The following is a 14,561-nucleotide window of genomic DNA, read 5'->3' on the forward strand; positions in this document are numbered from 1 at the left end:
GTGCGAGCGGCCGGTGGACCACCCCCGCGTGTCATGCTGGTACGCAAGAAAGAGAGATCCTAATGTATTGACGGGTAAGGCTTCGCCCCCGCGTGGCAGTTTCTGTTGGACGGCCGCCGTCCGAGTAGGGTCCTCGGGGTGACCGCCCCGGCCCACCCCGTCCGGCTGCCCTCGCTGACCGGGCTGCGCTGGATCGCCGCACTGCTGGTCTTCGGCTTCCACGTCGGCACCATGCGGATCGTCGTCGATGCCGACTACCAGGTCGTGGCGAACAGGGCCTTCGCTCTCGGCCTCTCCGGTGTGGAGGAGCCACCAGTGATCGCTTTTCTGGCCAGAACCGTCTATTGTCGACCGTCGTGGGCGGTGTCTATCGGATCGGCGGGTTCGCTACGCGGATCGGTCGTTCGGTGAGCACGGTGCGTCGCTGGGAGGCGGAAGGCCGGATTGTGGCCCGCCGTCTGCCGTCGGGGCAGCGGTACTTCGACGACTCCGATGTGCGCAGGGTGTTGCAGCCTGGCTTCGACGCCGACCGACGCAGGGTGGTGGTGTACTGCCGGGTCTCCTCGCCGGGGCAGAAGGGCGACCTGGCCTCGCAGGTGGCGGCAATGCAGCAGTTCTGTCTGGCTCGCGGCCTGGCGGTGGACGAGTGGGTCAGCGAGATCGGTGGCGGGATGAACCTGCGCCGCAAGAAGCTCCTGGCGTTGATGGACGCCATCGACCGGGGCGAGGTTGCCACGCTGGTGGTGGCCCACAAGGACCGGCTGGCCCGATTCGGCTTCGACCTGCTGGAGCACCTGGCCGCCCGCGGCGGCTGCGAGATCGTCGTGGCCAATCAGGAGGCCCTGTCCCCGCAGCGGGAGTTGGCCGAGGACCTGTTGGCCATCGTAGGTAGCTTCTCGTGTCGGCTGTACGGGCTGCGGCATTACGAGAAGGAATTCAAAGGGGCGGTCCTGACCGCGGGGGATGGCCGGTGAAGGTCACGCGTATCGCGTATTCGACCGCCCTGAATCCGGGTAAGTACGCCGTGTTGCAGGAGCAGGCTCGTCGGTTGGGTCGGGTGCGTGGTGAGGTGTGGCAGCGGTATGGGTCGATCGGCGGTGTCGGGTCCGGACTGCGGCACCGGCAGGTGCGGGACCAGTGGCTGGCCGAGGACACGCCCGTGTCGTTTGGTGTGTTGGCGAACGCGTGGAAGGAAACCGTGCGCGACGCGATGGGCGACATCACCGCGAACCGGGAGGCGGCCAAGGTGCAGGTGCGGCGGGCCATCGTCCGGCGCACCGACGATCCGGTACAGCGGAAGCGGATGTTCGACGCGCTGGAGGCCGACCGGTGGGCGGACGACCCGTTCCTGGCTCGGCAGATGCGCCGGCACTGGAAGCGGGGCCGCAACCGCACGCACGATCAGATCGTCGTACGCGCCGACAACTACAATAACGCCGTCGATGGGCGGGGCCGGTTGTGGCTGGTTGTTCCTGGTCTTGAGCCCCGCAAGATGGTCAGGATCCCGCTGTCGACGACGGTCGCGCCGACGGGAACGCTGCGGTTGATCCTGCGGGGCGGTCGGGTGGAGGTGCACTACCAGATCGACGCAGCGCACCTGCCGTCATCCCGACGGTCGTGCGGTGAGGCAACGGTCGGTGTGGACAAGGGCTACACCGAGGCCCTCACCGACTCTGACGGCGAGCCCCACGGTGAACGGCTCGGTGAGCTGCTGACCAGCGAGTCGGATCGGCTGAAGGAACGCAACCGGCGCCGGGCGAAGCTGCGCTCGATCGCCAACACCGCCGCCGCCCGCGGTAACCACGCGAAGGCGCAGCGGATCAAGGTCAACAACCTCGGCACCGCCAAACGGGACCGGCAGGCCACCCGCCACCGGGCCCGGGTGCGGACGGAAATCTTCACCGCCGTGCACGAGGTCATCGACAAGGCCGCCACCATCGTGGCCGAAGACCTCACCAAACGCTTCACCGCCCGCAAGAAGCTCGGCAAGAACATCAATCGGCGTCTCGCCGCGTGGACCAAGGGAGTCACCGCCGAGGCGCTGAAGAACGTGTCGGAGCGTAGAGGTTCTGCGCTCGTTCCCGTCAACGCCGCCTACACCTCACAAACCTGTCACCGCTGCGGACGCTTCGGCCGCCGTAGCGGGGACCGGTTTTACTGCACCGCGTGCGGGGTGGTGTGGCAGGCCGACGTGAACGCCGCGATCAACATCCTGCACCGATTAGGCGATCCCGATATCGCCCTGCACACCCCACACCAGCGGGTGAAGCAGATCCTGCAGGACCGGGCCGATCGCCACCGGACCAGACTGCCGGTCCAGGACTCCAGCCCAGCCACCACGGCCAGGCGGAGAGCGAAACATCCGAACCGCTCAACAATGAGCAACTAGTAGGAAGCAGTTCTTCTTCATCCTCAGTGCTGGTCTGGTCGTACCGCGACGGCGAGCCGCGGCGTACCTTCCTGCGCTGCCGGCTGGCCAAGATCTATCCGAACCACCTGGTGATGTTCGTGGTGGCGCTGGCCGTCGCGTTCTGGTTCGCCGACCCGATCGCCCCATGGGCCGCGCTCGGCAACCTCTTCCTGGTGCAGGCCTGGCTCCCCTTCGACGGGTACTACTACAGCGTCAACAACGTGAGCTGGTCGCTCTCCTGCGAACTGGCCTTCTATCTCTGCCTGCCGTTCGTGCTGCCCTACCTGCGCCGGGCCCGCACCGGCCTGCTGTGGGTGGCGGTGGTCGCCGCGCCGCTGCTCATCCTGGCCCTCTGGCCCCGGTCAGCTGCTGGTGCCCGAGGAGAACCGGTGGTGGTTCGCCCAGGTCTTCCCGATGGCCCGGTCGCTGGAGTTCTGGATGGGCGTCGCGGCGGCCGAGTTGCTGCGCCGGGGCCGGTGGCGCGGGCCGACCCTGCCCCTGGCCAGCCTGCTCTTCGCCGCCATCTGGGTGATCGCCGCCCAGTGGATCCGCGCGGAGTTCTGGGCGGCCCTGCTCGCGGTCGCGTACCTCCTGGTCATCACCGCGGCGGCGGACGCGGACGTGCACGGCCGGCGGACGCCGTGGCGGTCACGCCCGATGATCTGGCTCGGTGAGGTCTCGTTCGCCTTCTACCTCGTGCACGTCCTGGTGATGAAGACCGTGCTGCGGCTCACCGGCCACTGGGGGGAGGGGCTGGGCGGCTGGTGGGGGCCGCTCTTCGTGCTGGCCTTCCTGGTGGTCAACCTGCTGCTCGCCGCGGCCCTGCACCGCTGGGTGGAGACGCCGATGATGCGCCGGCTGGGACCATCGCGCGGGCCCCGCCCGCCGGCCACCCCCGCCGCGCCGGTCGCGGTCCGCGTCCCACGGCCCAGGTCGGTCGAGTACGCCGGGCAGCGCGACCCGGGCTGAGCCGGGTGGCCGCCGCGCGGCGTCCTTCCGCCGCCGGACCCGTGGCGGGAGCCCGCCGCCCGGCCGCTGTCCACCCTGGGCGGTGCCGCCTTCCCTCGGCCAGTGCGACACGCCCGGCGATGGTGCTTTCCGGCCGTTTCGGCGGTAATTTGGATCCGTGCTTCCGATCGCGCTCACCTGTCCCCTGTGGTGGGTGGCGCGTTGGACCGCCCGCATGCTGGCCAGCCTGGCCGTGGTCGCCGCCTGCTCGCTCGGCGCCGCCGCGTTGCCCCTGGGCCCGGCCGCGACGGCTCAGGCGGCTGCCCCCACGCCCGCAGTCGACACGTCGGCCCTCCGGGCCGGGCACCTGAGCGCTCCCGAGCCCGGTGCCAACCCGGCCCTCCGGGGGCTGCTCCGCTGGTCCGACCGGGCCGCCGACGCGGTCGCCGGGGCCGGGACGGGAGCGCCCGGTGCGGTGGCCGGCCGCGGCGAGCATGCGGCGCCCGGCACCGACCCGGCCGGCGCCGCCCAGCGGCAGGTCGTCCAGGGCGACCTGGACCATGCCGAGCGGGCGGTCCTCTCGGTCGGCGGGCCCGGTCGGGTCGTGGCCGCTCCGGTCGACCGGCAGCGTGTCCTGGTCGGGCTGGTCCCGGCTGCCGCCGGCCCCCGGGCCCCGCCCGCCCGCTGACGATCCCGCGGGCCGCGGCCCGCGCTTGCCTTACCGAACCTCACCCCGCACCCGCCCGACGACGGCCAGACGGCGCCCGTACCCGGTCGCGCCCCGCCCCGCGGGCCCGTGTGGGCCTCTCCGCCACGCCGTTCCCGTGAGGTACCGACCAATGCAGAAGATCGTTCTCTATCACTTCGTCGCCAAGGTTCCCGAGGCCGCCGCCATCTGGTCGGTCCTGCTCCTGCTCGCCCTGGGCGTGCTGACCGTGCTGGTCACCCGGCCGGAGCGCCCGGTGGATCCCGCCCCCGATCCGGCCGCCGAGGAGGCGGCCCGCCGCGCCGACCTGTGCCGGTACGCCGACGAGGTGGCGGTGGCCGCCGCCGGGGCCGCGCGGACCGCCCGTCGGCGCCGCGAGCAGTGGCTGACCGCCCAGGAGGCGGCCGAACGGGCCTGGGAGGCGTACGACGAGTCCGAGAAGGCCGCCCGGCGCCTCGCCGGCGCCGTCGTGCTGCCCGAGCCGCGGACCCCCCGGACGCCGGCCGAGTACGCGGCCCGGGAGCGGTGGCTGCACCACGCGGCGATGGCGGCGCACTGGCGGGGCGACCTGACCGGCCGGCAGCTCGCCGACGTCCTCGCCCACCGCAACGGGTGGAACCCGCGCCGGCACCCGGCCGAGCAGGAGTTCGTCCTGGCCCGGGCGGCACGCGACGGCCGGCGGGCCGGCTGGCGGGCCGCCACCGAGCGCGAGCAGCGGGCGTGGCGCGACGCCGAGGTGGCCGCCGAGGCGGCCCGCACCCTGGCCGCGGAGGCGTACGCCGCCGCTGAGGCGCTGCGCCCCCGCCCGGTCTCGGTACGCCGCACCGAGCCGGTGGCCCTGGCCCGCGCGGCGGTGCCGGCCGGCGCGACCGGCGTCCGCACTGCCCGCTTCCGTCCCGCGCGGGTCGGCTGAATCGTTACCAAAAATCTGGTGAGCGAGGTCACCGCAAGCGCGGAAACGGTCATCCGGGTAGGCTCGGGTGATCGACTCCCGCAATTCCGGGCCGATCATCCACCCGTTGTCCGATTCGGGCCCGGCAGTCCCGTGATAACTGCTTGTCCCATTGAGTGACGTCAGGTTGCCTGCTGTTCCGGTCGGCGTCGCAATTCCGATGTTTAAGCAGGTAGGAGCGCTTGGCAGGCGGTGAACTCACCGGTAGTGTCGGCGCGTCTGGTGCGGTTTCCGATCGCATGTGGCGACGCCGTACCGACCCGCTCAATCGTGATCAAACGAACCGGGGACCCAGTGCAACACCGGGGTGAATCCGCGAGCTGCGACCCGCGGTAGGGCCTACTTCCCGCCCGAATCCGTCAGCTAACCCGGTAGGCGGCCACGGAAGGAGTGCCCTCCTCGTGCCATCCACCCCCCGATCCTCCCCCCGCCTCCACGGAGTGGCGGTGCCCTCGCTCGCCTGACCGGCGAGCCGAGTTCCGGTAACCGCCCTCGCAGCCCGGCTCACCGGGCGCTTCCCTTCCCGCGGCCATCCCGCCTGGCAACGCGCGTGACCTCGTCCGCGCGTCGGGCCGGCGTGTGCCGCACAGCCCCTCGTGGAGGAACACGTGAAGCACCACCTGAACCGTAAGCTGCGGCGCCTCGTGACCGAGCGCCCTTACCAGATCGTCGCCGGCTCCGCCGCGGCCCTCGTGCTGGCCGGCGGCGTCAGCGTCGCGCTGACCGGCACCGGCGACGCGCCCGCCCAGCAGGAGCGCGCGTCCGCCGTCACCGAGCTGGCCCCCCGGCTCGGTGAGGTCGCCAGCCGCGGCGAGGCGCAGGCCGCCGCTCCGGCGCCGTCCCAGTCCGACTCGCCGAGCGCGTCGCCGAGCCCGTCCGCGTCGCCGTCGCCGTCGGCGAAGCCCAGCACCGCCAAGGCGAACCCGGACGTCACCCGCAAGCCGAAGCCGAAGCCGCCGTCGAGCAAGATCCTCAACTACAACTACGAGGCGCAGACCGACTACTGGAACTGCGGCCCGGCCGCCGTGCGCAACGCCCTGAGCGCGAGCGGCATCGAGACCACCCAGGACGCGATGGTCGCCCCGCTGAACGCCGGCATGAACGGCACCGACTCGGCCGAGGACACCACCCGGGGGCTGAACCAGATGGTCAAGGGCAGCCCGTACCGGACGCACGTGATCCCCGGCCAGGCCGCGACGCCGGCGCAGATGGACCAGCTCCAGGCCGACCTGGTCAAGGCGATCAGCCACCGTCGTGGCGTCGTGGTCAACATCGCCGGCTCCGCCACCGACACCGACGGCGGCTGGCACTCGTTCCCCGGCGGCCACTACATCGCGGTGGTCGGCTACAAGAACAACGGCCGGACCGCGCTGATCGCCGACTCGGCCAACCCGGCGATGCCCTCGTACTGGATCACCACCATCGACCTGGCGAACTGGGCCGCCACCCGAGGCTACTCGGCCTGATCGCACCCCTCCCCGTCGGGCACCGGCTCCTGCGAGCCGGTGCCCGACCGCGTACGCGGGGGTCTCGCGCGTCGTGCCGGTCCGGTGGCACACTGCGCCGTATGGCCGACGAGACGGGAGCCCGCCATCTGCTGCTGCTGCACGGCCTGGGTGCCACCGGTGAGGTGTGGCTGCCCTGGGCGCCGCAGCTGGAGCATCGCTGGGCGGGCCGTTGGCTCGCCCCCGACCTGGCCGGCCACGGCTGGTCGCCGCCGCTGCCGGCGTACTCCTTCGCGGCCCTGACCGAGCGGGTGGTGGCGGGGCTCGGCCCGGTGGCCGAGCGGCTCGGGCCCCGGGACCGGCTGGTGCTGCTCGGGCACTCGCTCGGCGGGGTGGTGGCGCTGGCGCTGGCCGCGCGGTCGCGGCGGCTGCCGGTCGACGCGGTGATCGGGCTCGGCATCAAGGTCACCTGGTCCCCGGCCGAGCTGGACAAGGCGCGCGAGCTGGCCCAGCGGCCGGTGACCTGGTTCGCCAGCCGGGACGAGGCGGCCCGCCGCTACCTGCGGGTGGCCGGGCTGGTGGGGCTCTTCGCCCCCGACCACCCGGTGGTGGACGCCGGGCTGCGGTGCGAGGACGGCCGCTGGCGGCTGGCCATGGATCCGGCCGCGTTCGCGGTCGGCGCGCCGGACCTGCCGGCCCTGCTGGCCGACACCGACGCCTCGGTCGTGCTGGCCCGGGGCGAGCACGACCCGATGGTCACCGACGCCCAGCTCAAGGAGCTGGGCGTGCCCGTCGTCACCCTTCCCGGCCTGGGGCACAGCGCCCACGTCGAGGATCCCACCGCCGTCCTCGACCTGCTCGCGCCGTTCGCCGCGCCCGGCCGGCCGTGACGCCGTCGCCCGTCAGGCGCTGGGGGAGAGCGGCGAGCCGTCGGGGGCGACGATGTCGGTGGCGCGCGGGCCCGGCGGGTCCCAGCCCGGGTCGAGCTCGCGGCGGGCGGCGTCGAGGAACGCCTCGGTGTACGACTCGGTGGGGAAGTCGCCCAGGTAGCGGGTGCGGGTGGCCCAGCGAACCGCCGCCTTCGGGTCGGTGTCGAGCAGCTCGGTCAGCACCTCGTCCACGTTGGACATGTCCCGGTGCAGCACGTAACCCGAGCCGGCGAGGGGGAACCGTGCGACGAAGTGCTCACCGTCGGCGCCCATGTCGGTGACCGCGTACGGCTTGCCGGAATAGAGCCAGTCGGAGACCACCCCGGAGACGTCCGAGATCAGCGCGTCGGAGCGGTTGACGCAGTCTGTCAGGGTCAGCTCGCGGGTGGCCGCCGCCCCCCACAGGTGCGCCCGGCCGGTCTTCGCCTGGTCCGCGGCCAGCAGCTCGGCCAGCCGGGCCAGCTGCCGCGCCGAGGCCGGGTTCTGCGTGGTGTACGGGTGGTGCCGCAGGATGATCGTGGCCCCCCGGTCCAGCAGCCGGCGGATCACCGTCTCGGCGACCGGCAGCGAGCAGTAGTTCGCGTCGGCGTGGTGCCCCGTCCAGGTGGGCGTGTAGAGCACGGTCGGCTGCGCCAGGCCGCGGGCCGGCTCCCGGCGTACCTCGATCGCCTCCACCTGGGGCCGGCCGACCACGACGAACTTCTCGGCGGGGATCGTCACGCCGGCCCGGGCGTACCGGTCGATCGCGGCCTGCCCGGCCACGAAGATCCGGTCGAAGATCGCCGAGACCGGATTGGCGCTGGGCGCCTTGTCGCTGTCGCCGTGATGCAGCTGCACGTGCGTGAGCTGCGAGAGGCGCAGGCAGTGGCTGTTCTTCGCGCCGTGGTTGACGTAGAAGGCCACCCGCAGGCTCGGCACCAGGGCCTCGTCCATGGCCTTGAGCGTCGGGCAGCAGACCACCGGCGCGCGGGTCGCGGCGGCGATGGCGGGCAGGAACTCCGGCTCCCGCACCAGGACCAGGAACGGCCGGCCGATCCGCTCCAGGTACGGCAGCCACATGGTGACCTGGTACGCCGAGCCGGGCGGGGCGGAGAAGTAAAGCACGAACTCAGGCTGGTGCCGGCGCAGCGCGCGGCCCACCGGCCCGCCCCCGGCCGACGGTCGGAACCGGCGCCGGGCCAGGTCGAGCCCGAGCGCGCCGCAGCCCGCGCCGACCAGCAGGGCGGCGGCCAGCGCCACCCAGGCGGGCAGGGCGAGGCCGGCGGCCACCGCCACCAGGGTGAGCAGCACCAGCAGCACGTCGCCGAGCCGGTCGGCGACCAGCGGGGTCCAGGAGCGGACCGGAAGGTTGGCCGTGCGGATCTCCAGGGCGCCGGCGTCGCGCAGCGGCCCCACCAGCAGTACCAGGCCGAGCAGCACCAGCGCGGTGGCGGCCAGTGCCGGGTCGAAGCCGTCGTCGAGCCGGCGGGCGTACCCGACCAGGATTCCGGCAGCGACGAGCACCGACTCGGCGACGCCGTCGGCGCTCGGCCGGACCCGCCGTTCCCATCCGGCGGTGACCAGGGCGGTGACCGCGACCGCCAACCCCCAGTCGGTCGCCCCGGTGAGCGCCGCCACGAGGAAGGCCAGCACCGCCAGCCCGGTGGTCAGCGCCCGGGCGAGCGCCTTCCGGACCAGGTCACCGCGCATCTGGATCGTCCCGTCCCGCTGCCTGACCCGGTCAGGCGCCGACGCCCGTGGGCACTTGCTCAGGCGATTGCGCGCCGGGCTGCGTGCCCACCGTGGCGGCCAGCTCGCCGGGGGCGCGGCGGACGTCGATGACCTGACCGGTCAGGTCGGAGACGAGCACGTCCAGGGAGGCCTGCGCGACGGCCTCGGCGGAGAGCAGGGTGTGCTCCGGCTCCTCGCCGAATGCCTTGGTGCGCATCGGGGTGGCGGTGCGCTCCGGGTTGACGCAGTTGACCCGTACGGCGAACTCGGCCCACTCGTCGGCGAGCGCCTGGGTCAGGTTGACCAGCGCGGCCTTGGTGGCCGAGTAGAGCGCGTACCGGGCCCGGCCCCGGGTGTACGAGCTGGACGTGTAGAGCAGCAGCTGGCCCTTGGTCTGCTGGAGGTACGGCAGTGACTGCCGGGCGACGGTGACCGGGCCGACGAAGTTGACGTGCAGGAGCCGGTCCATCGTCTCCGCGTCCATCTCCGTGAGGGCACCCCGCTCCAGGACGCCGGCGGTGACCACCACGTGGTCGATGCGGCCGGTGGCCTCGAAGGCGGTCTTCAGCGCGGCGGCCACGTCTTCGGGCCGCTCGACGTGGGTGCCGGTGGTGGAGCGGCTGAACGGGAACACCTGGGCGCCGTAGCCGCGGGCCAGCTCGGTCAGGTCGTGTCCGATGCCGTAGCTGCCGCCGAAGACCACGATGGTCCGCCCGGTCAGCTCCTCCAGGTAGCTGCGGTGGTCGCTCACCCTGGGCGCCTGGGCGGCGGCGAGCTGGAAGAGCTTGTCCGCCAGGTGCACGTCGACCGGGTGGGTGACCTTGATGTTCTCGTCCGAGCCGTCGATCACCTTGATCGGCGTGCCGGGCAGGTAGCGCAGCACCACTCCGCAGTCGTCGGTGGCGGCGAAGTCGGGGTCGCCCTCGGCCCGCCGGTAGGCCTCACGGATGGCGCCGGACCGGAACGCCTGCGGGGTCTGGCCGCGGCGCAGCGTGGCGCGGACCGGGATGTCGGTGATGCAGTCGTTCTCGTCGACCTGGACGATCGTGTCGGCCGACGGGATCGCCACGTCGACGGCCGCGTACGTCCACAGCGCGTTCACGCACTCGCGTACGATCCGGGCGCTGACCAGCGGACGGACCGCGTCGTGGAAGAGGACGTTGACGTCGCCCTCGCCGATCGCATCGAGCGCGATGCGGGTGGTGGCGTTGCGGGTGTCCCCGCCCTCGATGACCTTGCTGACCTTGCTGAAGCCGGCCTTGTCGACGATCTGCTGGGCCTCGGCCACGTGGCCGGACGCCATCAGCACGAGGATCTCGTCGATCTCGGGGGCGGCCTCGAATACGGCCAGGGTGTGTTCGATGATCGGCTTACCGGCGATCTTCAGCAACTGCTTGGGGATGCCCAGCCCCAGCCGGGTCCCGGTGCCGCCGGCCAGCACCACTGCCACCGTCCGCGAGGGTCGCCACGGTGTCCCCGCGGCGACGGCGTCCGGGCTGGTGGTGTGGTCCTGCGTCATTGCCGATCCTCACTCTCAACGATCCAACGATTGGGCGCCGGCAATCGGGCCGACCGGATGAACCCTAACGTGTCTGTTCGGATGATCCGCGCCGGTGGCCGGATGGTTGTAGGTCCGCAGGTCACCGGGTGGGTACTCCGACGTTACCTGCCGTTCGAGAACTCCTCGTAGGCCCGGATGACCTCGTCGGTGGGACCGTCCATGCGTAGTTCGCCCGATTCCAGCCAAATTGTCCGCTCGCAGGTGTCCCGGATCGACGAGAGCTGGTGGCTGACCAGGAACACCGTGCCAGCGCTCTCCCGTAGCTCCCGGACCCGCTGCTCGCTGCGCTTGCGGAACCCCTTGTCACCAGTGGCGAGCGCCTCGTCGACCAGCAGCACGTCGTGCTTCTTCGCGGCGGCGATGGAGAAGCGCAGCCGGGCGGCCATGCCGGAGGAGTAGGTGCGCATCGGCAACGAGGCGAAGTCGCCGCGCTGGTTGATGCCGGAGAACTCGATGATCTCGGGAGTGAGCCGGGCGACCTCCTCGGGCGGCATGCCCATGGCCAGGCAGCCGAGGGTGACGTTCCGCTCGCCGGAGAGGTCGTTGAGCAGCGCGGCGTTGACGCCGAGCAGGGACGGCTGCCCCTGGGTGTAGATCGCGCCGCGGTCGACCGGGAGCAGCCCGGCGATGGCCCGCAGCAGGGTGGACTTGCCGGACCCGTTGCTGCCGATCAGGCCGATCGCCTCGCCCCGGTACGCGGTGAAGCTGACCCCCTTGACCGCGTGCACCTCGCGCACGTTCGGGGCCTGGGTGCGCTTGACCAGCCGGCGCAGCGCGGCGACCGGGGTGGTGCCGCCCCCGGCGCCCTTGTGCACCCGGTAGACGATGTGCGCCTCGTCCACCACCACGGTGGGGATCCGCGCCTGGAGCGTGGGCAGGGCCAGGGTGACCTCGTCCGTCCCGTTGAGGTGCTCAACCACGACCGTACTCCTGTTCGCCGCGCCAGAAGTAGATGAATCCGCCGATGCCGGCCACCACGGCCCAGCCGGCCGCCACCAGCCACAGCTGGGTCAGTGACTCGTTGAGCGTCGGCGCCTGTTCGAGCAGGGCGTACCGGGCCAGCTCGATGTAGACCAGCATCGGGTTGAACTCGATCAGCGTGGCGGCCCACTCCGGAAGCCGGTCGAACAGCCGCACGCTGTAGAGCACGCCGGAGCCGTACATCCAGGTGCGCATGATGAAGGGCATGACCTGCTTGAGGTCGCTGGCCTTGGCGCCCATCCGGGCGACGATCAGCACCACGCCGGCGTTGAAGATCGCCTGCAGCGCCAGCGCCGGCGGCAGCAGCAGCCACGCCAGGGTGAGCGGCTCGCCGGTGACCAGCACGATGCCGATCAGCACGATCATCGAGGCCAGCAGCTGCTGGAACTGGGTGAGTGTGGCGGCCAGCGGCAGGCTGGCCCGGGGGAAGTGCAGGGCCCGGATCAGCCCGAGGTTGCCGCTGATCGTCTGCGTCCCGGCCAGGATCGCGCTCTGCGTGAAGTTGAAGATGAACAGGCCGGTGGTGAGGTACGCGATGAAGTTCGGGGTGCGATTCTGTTCGAGCACCACGCCGAAGATCAGGTAGTAGACCGCGGCATTGGTCAGCGGGGTCAGCACCTGCCAGATCTGACCCAGCTTGGCGTTACTGTACGAGGCGACGAGCTTGGCGTTGGCGTACGCGGCAATGAAGTACCGGTAGGCCCAGAGTCGGCGGCTGTACTCGACCAGCGACGGCCGCTCATCGGCGACCCGTAGGCCGTGTCGAGCGGCCAGTTGCGCCTGGGTCAGGCCCGCGTCGGGGCCGGCCAGGGCGGTGTTGGCCATGAGCTGGGCGCTCCGATCTTTCGTACCAACGGGATGGGGTGACGATGAGCTGGCCCGGTGCGCCCGCGCATGCCGGAGCGGGCTCGTCGCGGGGTGGACGGTAGTCCAAAATACGTCGGGACGCAACCGTATCGTCGTTGCGATACATTGTCCCACGTGACAGCCGAAGAGAGTCTGACGTGACCACCGGGAAAAGACGCGCACCCGCCGGTGCGGCGGTGCTGCGGGGCGAGATCACCACGGCCATCCGGAAGGCCCTGATCCAGGAGCTCGCCGCCGTGGGCTACGGTCGGCTCTCCATCGAGGCGGTCGCCCGCCGGGCCGGGGTGAGCAAGACCGCGGTCTACCGACGCTGGAGCTCGAAGCTGGAGCTGGTGCTGGAGACGGTCGTCGCGGCCGCGGGCAGCAAGCTGCCGGCGCTGGACACCGGCAGCCTACGCGGCGACCTCAGCCTGCTGTTCCAGGTCGTCACGCACGCCCTGCGCCACCCGCTGGCCTCGCAGATCATCCCCGACCTGCTCGCCGAGGCGGCCCGGAACCCGATCCTGGACCAGGCGCTGCAGCAGGTGCTGCGCAGCAAGCAGCAGGAGATCGGCGGCCGGCTGGTCGAACGGGCGGTACGGCGCGGCGAACTACCGGCCGGGCTGGACCTTGACGGGGCGATCGACCTGATCGTGGGGCCGCTCTACTGGCGGCTCGCCATCGCCCGGGCGACCCCGACCGACGCGTACCTGGAGGCGCTGGTCGAGGCGGTGGCCACCGGGCTGGCCGCGGCCCCGGCCGTGCCCCGCCAGCGCGAGGCCGTGCTGCCCGGCCCGGCGGTCTGACCGAGCGGTCGTCCGCGCCGGGCCGGTGGTTCAGCCGACCTGCCCCACCGGGAGCCGGGACACGATGTGCCGGGCGATCTCGAGGGAGCTGGTGGCCGCGGGGGAGGGCGCGTTGAGCACGTGCACCTGCCGGTCGGCCTCGACGATCAGGAAGTCGTCGACCAGGCCGCCGTCGGGCAGGATCGCCTGCGCCCGGACGCCCGCGCCGGCCGGGACGATGTCCGCCGGGGTGAGCTCCGGCACCAGCCGGGCCAGGCTGTCCGCGAAGCGCTTCTTCGACAGCGAGCGGGCCACCTCGGTCAGCCCGTACCGGTAGTGCTTGCGGCCCAGCGCCCAGAGGCCGCGATAGGTCAGCTCGTCCCAGACGTCCCGCAGGCTGATCCGGCCCCACGAGTACCCCTCGCGGGCGGTGGCCAGGACCGCGTTCGGGCCGGCGTGCACACTGCCGTCGATCATGCGGGTGAGGTGCACCCCGAGGAACGGGAACTGCGGGTCCGGCACCGGGTAGATCAGCCCACGCACCAGGTCCCGGCGCTGCGGGGCGAGTTCGTAGTACTCGCCCCGGAACGGGATGATTCGGATGGGTGTGGACGCTCCGGACAGGCGGGCGATCCGGTCCGCGTGCAGGCCGGCGCAGTTGATCAGCACGTCCCCGGTCACCTCGCCCCGGCTGGTGGCGACGACCACCTCTCCACCGCGGTTGGCGACCCCGGTCACCTCGGTGCCGGTACGCAGGTCCGCGCCGCCCGCGGCCAGCAGCTCGGCCAGCTTCCGGCAGACCGCGCCGTAGTCGACGATGCCGGTCGAGGCGACGTGCATCGCGGCCACGGCCGACACGTGCGGCTCGTACTCGCGGGCCTCGTCGGCGCCGATCAGCTTCACCGGCAGCCCGTTGGCGAGAGACCGCTGGTGCAGGGCGTGCAGGCGGGGCAGCTCGGCCTCGTCGGTCGCGACGATGAGCTTGCCGCAGATGTCGTACGACAAGCCGTGCTCCGCGCAGAACTCGACCATCGAGGCGCTGCCGGCCTTGCAGAGGGTGGCCTTCAGGCTGCCCGGCTTGTAGTAGACCCCGGCGTGGATCACCCCGGAGTTGTGCCCGGTCTGGTGCGCGCCCCAGCCGGACTCCTTCTCCAGCACGGTGATCGTGTCCCCGGGCCGGTCGCTCATCAGCCGGTGCGCCACGGCGAGCCCGACGATGCCGCCACCAACGACCACGAATCTTGTCATCACCATCTCCCCGGGCCGACGCCGCGACCGATCGTAACGA

14 protein-coding genes, 1 pseudogene and 1 riboswitch are annotated in these 14,561 nt (G+C 72.0%); of the genes and pseudogenes, 10 read left to right on the forward strand and 5 right to left on the reverse strand.

Annotation, left to right across the window (positions count from 1 at the left end):
- Nucleotides 1–138 precede the first annotated feature (138 nt).
- From ACNAW0_RS02335 to ACNAW0_RS02375, 9 genes and pseudogenes are all read left to right on the forward strand, one after another.
- Nucleotides 139–411 (forward strand): hypothetical protein, encoded by a 273-nt coding sequence (locus ACNAW0_RS02335; protein ID WP_416285977.1) that lies wholly within the window; start codon nt 139–141, stop codon nt 409–411.
- Complete coding sequence (locus tag ACNAW0_RS02340; protein ID WP_416285978.1) at nt 357–974, forward strand: IS607 family transposase; 618 nt, start codon at nt 357–359, stop codon at nt 972–974. The genes ACNAW0_RS02335 and ACNAW0_RS02340 overlap by 55 nt, the downstream gene beginning before the upstream one ends.
- A complete protein-coding gene (locus tag ACNAW0_RS02345) occupies nt 971–2,389 on the forward strand; it encodes an RNA-guided endonuclease InsQ/TnpB family protein (protein WP_416285979.1) in 1,419 nt (472 codons plus the stop codon). Before ACNAW0_RS02340 ends, ACNAW0_RS02345 begins: the two co-directional genes overlap by 4 nt.
- A 26-nt stretch (nt 2,390–2,415) precedes the next feature.
- Nucleotides 2,416–2,706 (forward strand): annotated as a pseudogene (locus ACNAW0_RS02350) (acyltransferase); the annotation flags it as partial.
- Between the two features lie 76 nt (nt 2,707–2,782).
- Complete coding sequence (locus ACNAW0_RS02355) at nt 2,783–3,379, forward strand: acyltransferase family protein (RefSeq protein WP_416285980.1); 597 nt, start codon at nt 2,783–2,785, stop codon at nt 3,377–3,379.
- Nucleotides 3,380–3,536: 157 nt separating this feature from the next.
- Nucleotides 3,537–4,046 carry a hypothetical protein gene (locus ACNAW0_RS02360; RefSeq protein ID WP_416285981.1) on the forward strand — a complete coding sequence of 170 codons (510 nt, stop codon included), beginning with the start codon at nt 3,537–3,539 and terminating at the stop codon, nt 4,044–4,046.
- A gap of 151 nt (nt 4,047–4,197) precedes the next feature.
- Entirely contained in the window at nt 4,198–4,977 is a 780-nt protein-coding gene (locus ACNAW0_RS02365) for a hypothetical protein (protein WP_416285982.1), read from the forward strand.
- A gap of 290 nt (nt 4,978–5,267) precedes the next feature.
- A riboswitch (cyclic di-AMP (ydaO/yuaA leader) is annotated at nt 5,268–5,409 on the forward strand.
- A gap of 203 nt (nt 5,410–5,612) precedes the next feature.
- Nucleotides 5,613–6,482 carry a C39 family peptidase gene (locus ACNAW0_RS02370; RefSeq protein ID WP_416285983.1) on the forward strand — a complete coding sequence of 290 codons (870 nt, stop codon included), beginning with the start codon at nt 5,613–5,615 and terminating at the stop codon, nt 6,480–6,482.
- A gap of 101 nt (nt 6,483–6,583) precedes the next feature.
- Nucleotides 6,584–7,351: an alpha/beta fold hydrolase gene (locus ACNAW0_RS02375; RefSeq protein ID WP_416285984.1), complete on the forward strand. Its 768-nt coding sequence runs from the start codon at nt 6,584–6,586 to the stop codon at nt 7,349–7,351.
- Nucleotides 7,352–7,363: 12 nt separating this feature from the next.
- On the opposite strand, the gene ACNAW0_RS02380 is transcribed toward ACNAW0_RS02375, so the two are convergent.
- The 4 genes from ACNAW0_RS02380 to ACNAW0_RS02395 all read right to left on the reverse strand — a co-directional run bounded on the left by ACNAW0_RS02380 (nt 7,364) and on the right by ACNAW0_RS02395 (nt 12,467).
- Nucleotides 7,364–9,079 carry a CDP-glycerol glycerophosphotransferase family protein gene (locus ACNAW0_RS02380; RefSeq protein WP_416285985.1) on the reverse strand — a complete coding sequence of 572 codons (1,716 nt, stop codon included), beginning with the start codon at nt 9,077–9,079 and terminating at the stop codon, nt 7,364–7,366.
- Nucleotides 9,080–9,110: 31 nt separating this feature from the next.
- Entirely contained in the window at nt 9,111–10,619 is a 1,509-nt protein-coding gene (locus ACNAW0_RS02385; protein WP_416285986.1) for a D-ribitol-5-phosphate cytidylyltransferase, read from the reverse strand.
- A gap of 143 nt (nt 10,620–10,762) precedes the next feature.
- Complete coding sequence (locus tag ACNAW0_RS02390) at nt 10,763–11,581, reverse strand: ABC transporter ATP-binding protein (RefSeq protein ID WP_416285987.1); 819 nt, start codon at nt 11,579–11,581, stop codon at nt 10,763–10,765.
- On the reverse strand, nt 11,574–12,467 hold the full coding sequence (locus tag ACNAW0_RS02395) for an ABC transporter permease (RefSeq protein WP_416285988.1): 894 nt from the start codon (nt 12,465–12,467) through the stop codon (nt 11,574–11,576). Before ACNAW0_RS02395 ends, ACNAW0_RS02390 begins: the two co-directional genes overlap by 8 nt.
- Nucleotides 12,468–12,685: 218 nt before the next feature.
- Here ACNAW0_RS02395 and ACNAW0_RS02400 point away from each other — a divergent pair, with 218 nt between their 5' ends.
- A complete protein-coding gene (locus ACNAW0_RS02400) occupies nt 12,686–13,294 on the forward strand; it encodes a TetR/AcrR family transcriptional regulator (RefSeq protein ID WP_416286022.1) in 609 nt (202 codons plus the stop codon).
- Nucleotides 13,295–13,324: 30 nt separating this feature from the next.
- On the opposite strand, the gene lhgO is transcribed toward ACNAW0_RS02400, so the two are convergent.
- Nucleotides 13,325–14,521, reverse strand: coding sequence for an L-2-hydroxyglutarate oxidase (gene lhgO / locus ACNAW0_RS02405; protein ID WP_416285989.1), 1,197 nt, complete (start codon nt 14,519–14,521; stop codon nt 13,325–13,327).
- Nucleotides 14,522–14,561 lie beyond the last annotated feature (40 nt).

Source organism: Micromonospora sp. SL1-18 (assembly GCF_047921505.1).
Classification (GTDB): domain Bacteria; phylum Actinomycetota; class Actinomycetes; order Mycobacteriales; family Micromonosporaceae; genus Micromonospora.

Excerpts from the sequence above, each read along its gene's own strand:
- ACNAW0_RS02395 (WP_416285988.1), bottom strand. The coding sequence starts at position 12,467 with ATGGCCAACACCGCCCTGGCCGGCCCCGACGCGGGCCTGACCCAGGCG.
- ACNAW0_RS02380 (WP_416285985.1), bottom strand. The coding sequence starts at position 9,079 with ATGCGCGGTGACCTGGTCCGGAAGGCGCTCGCCCGGGCGCTGACCACC.
- ACNAW0_RS02365 (WP_416285982.1), top strand. The coding sequence starts at position 4,198 with ATGCAGAAGATCGTTCTCTATCACTTCGTCGCCAAGGTTCCCGAGGCC.
- lhgO (WP_416285989.1), bottom strand. The coding sequence starts at position 14,521 with ATGACAAGATTCGTGGTCGTTGGTGGCGGCATCGTCGGGCTCGCCGTG.
- ACNAW0_RS02385 (WP_416285986.1), bottom strand. The coding sequence starts at position 10,619 with ATGACGCAGGACCACACCACCAGCCCGGACGCCGTCGCCGCGGGGACA.
- ACNAW0_RS02375 (WP_416285984.1), top strand. The coding sequence starts at position 6,584 with ATGGCCGACGAGACGGGAGCCCGCCATCTGCTGCTGCTGCACGGCCTG.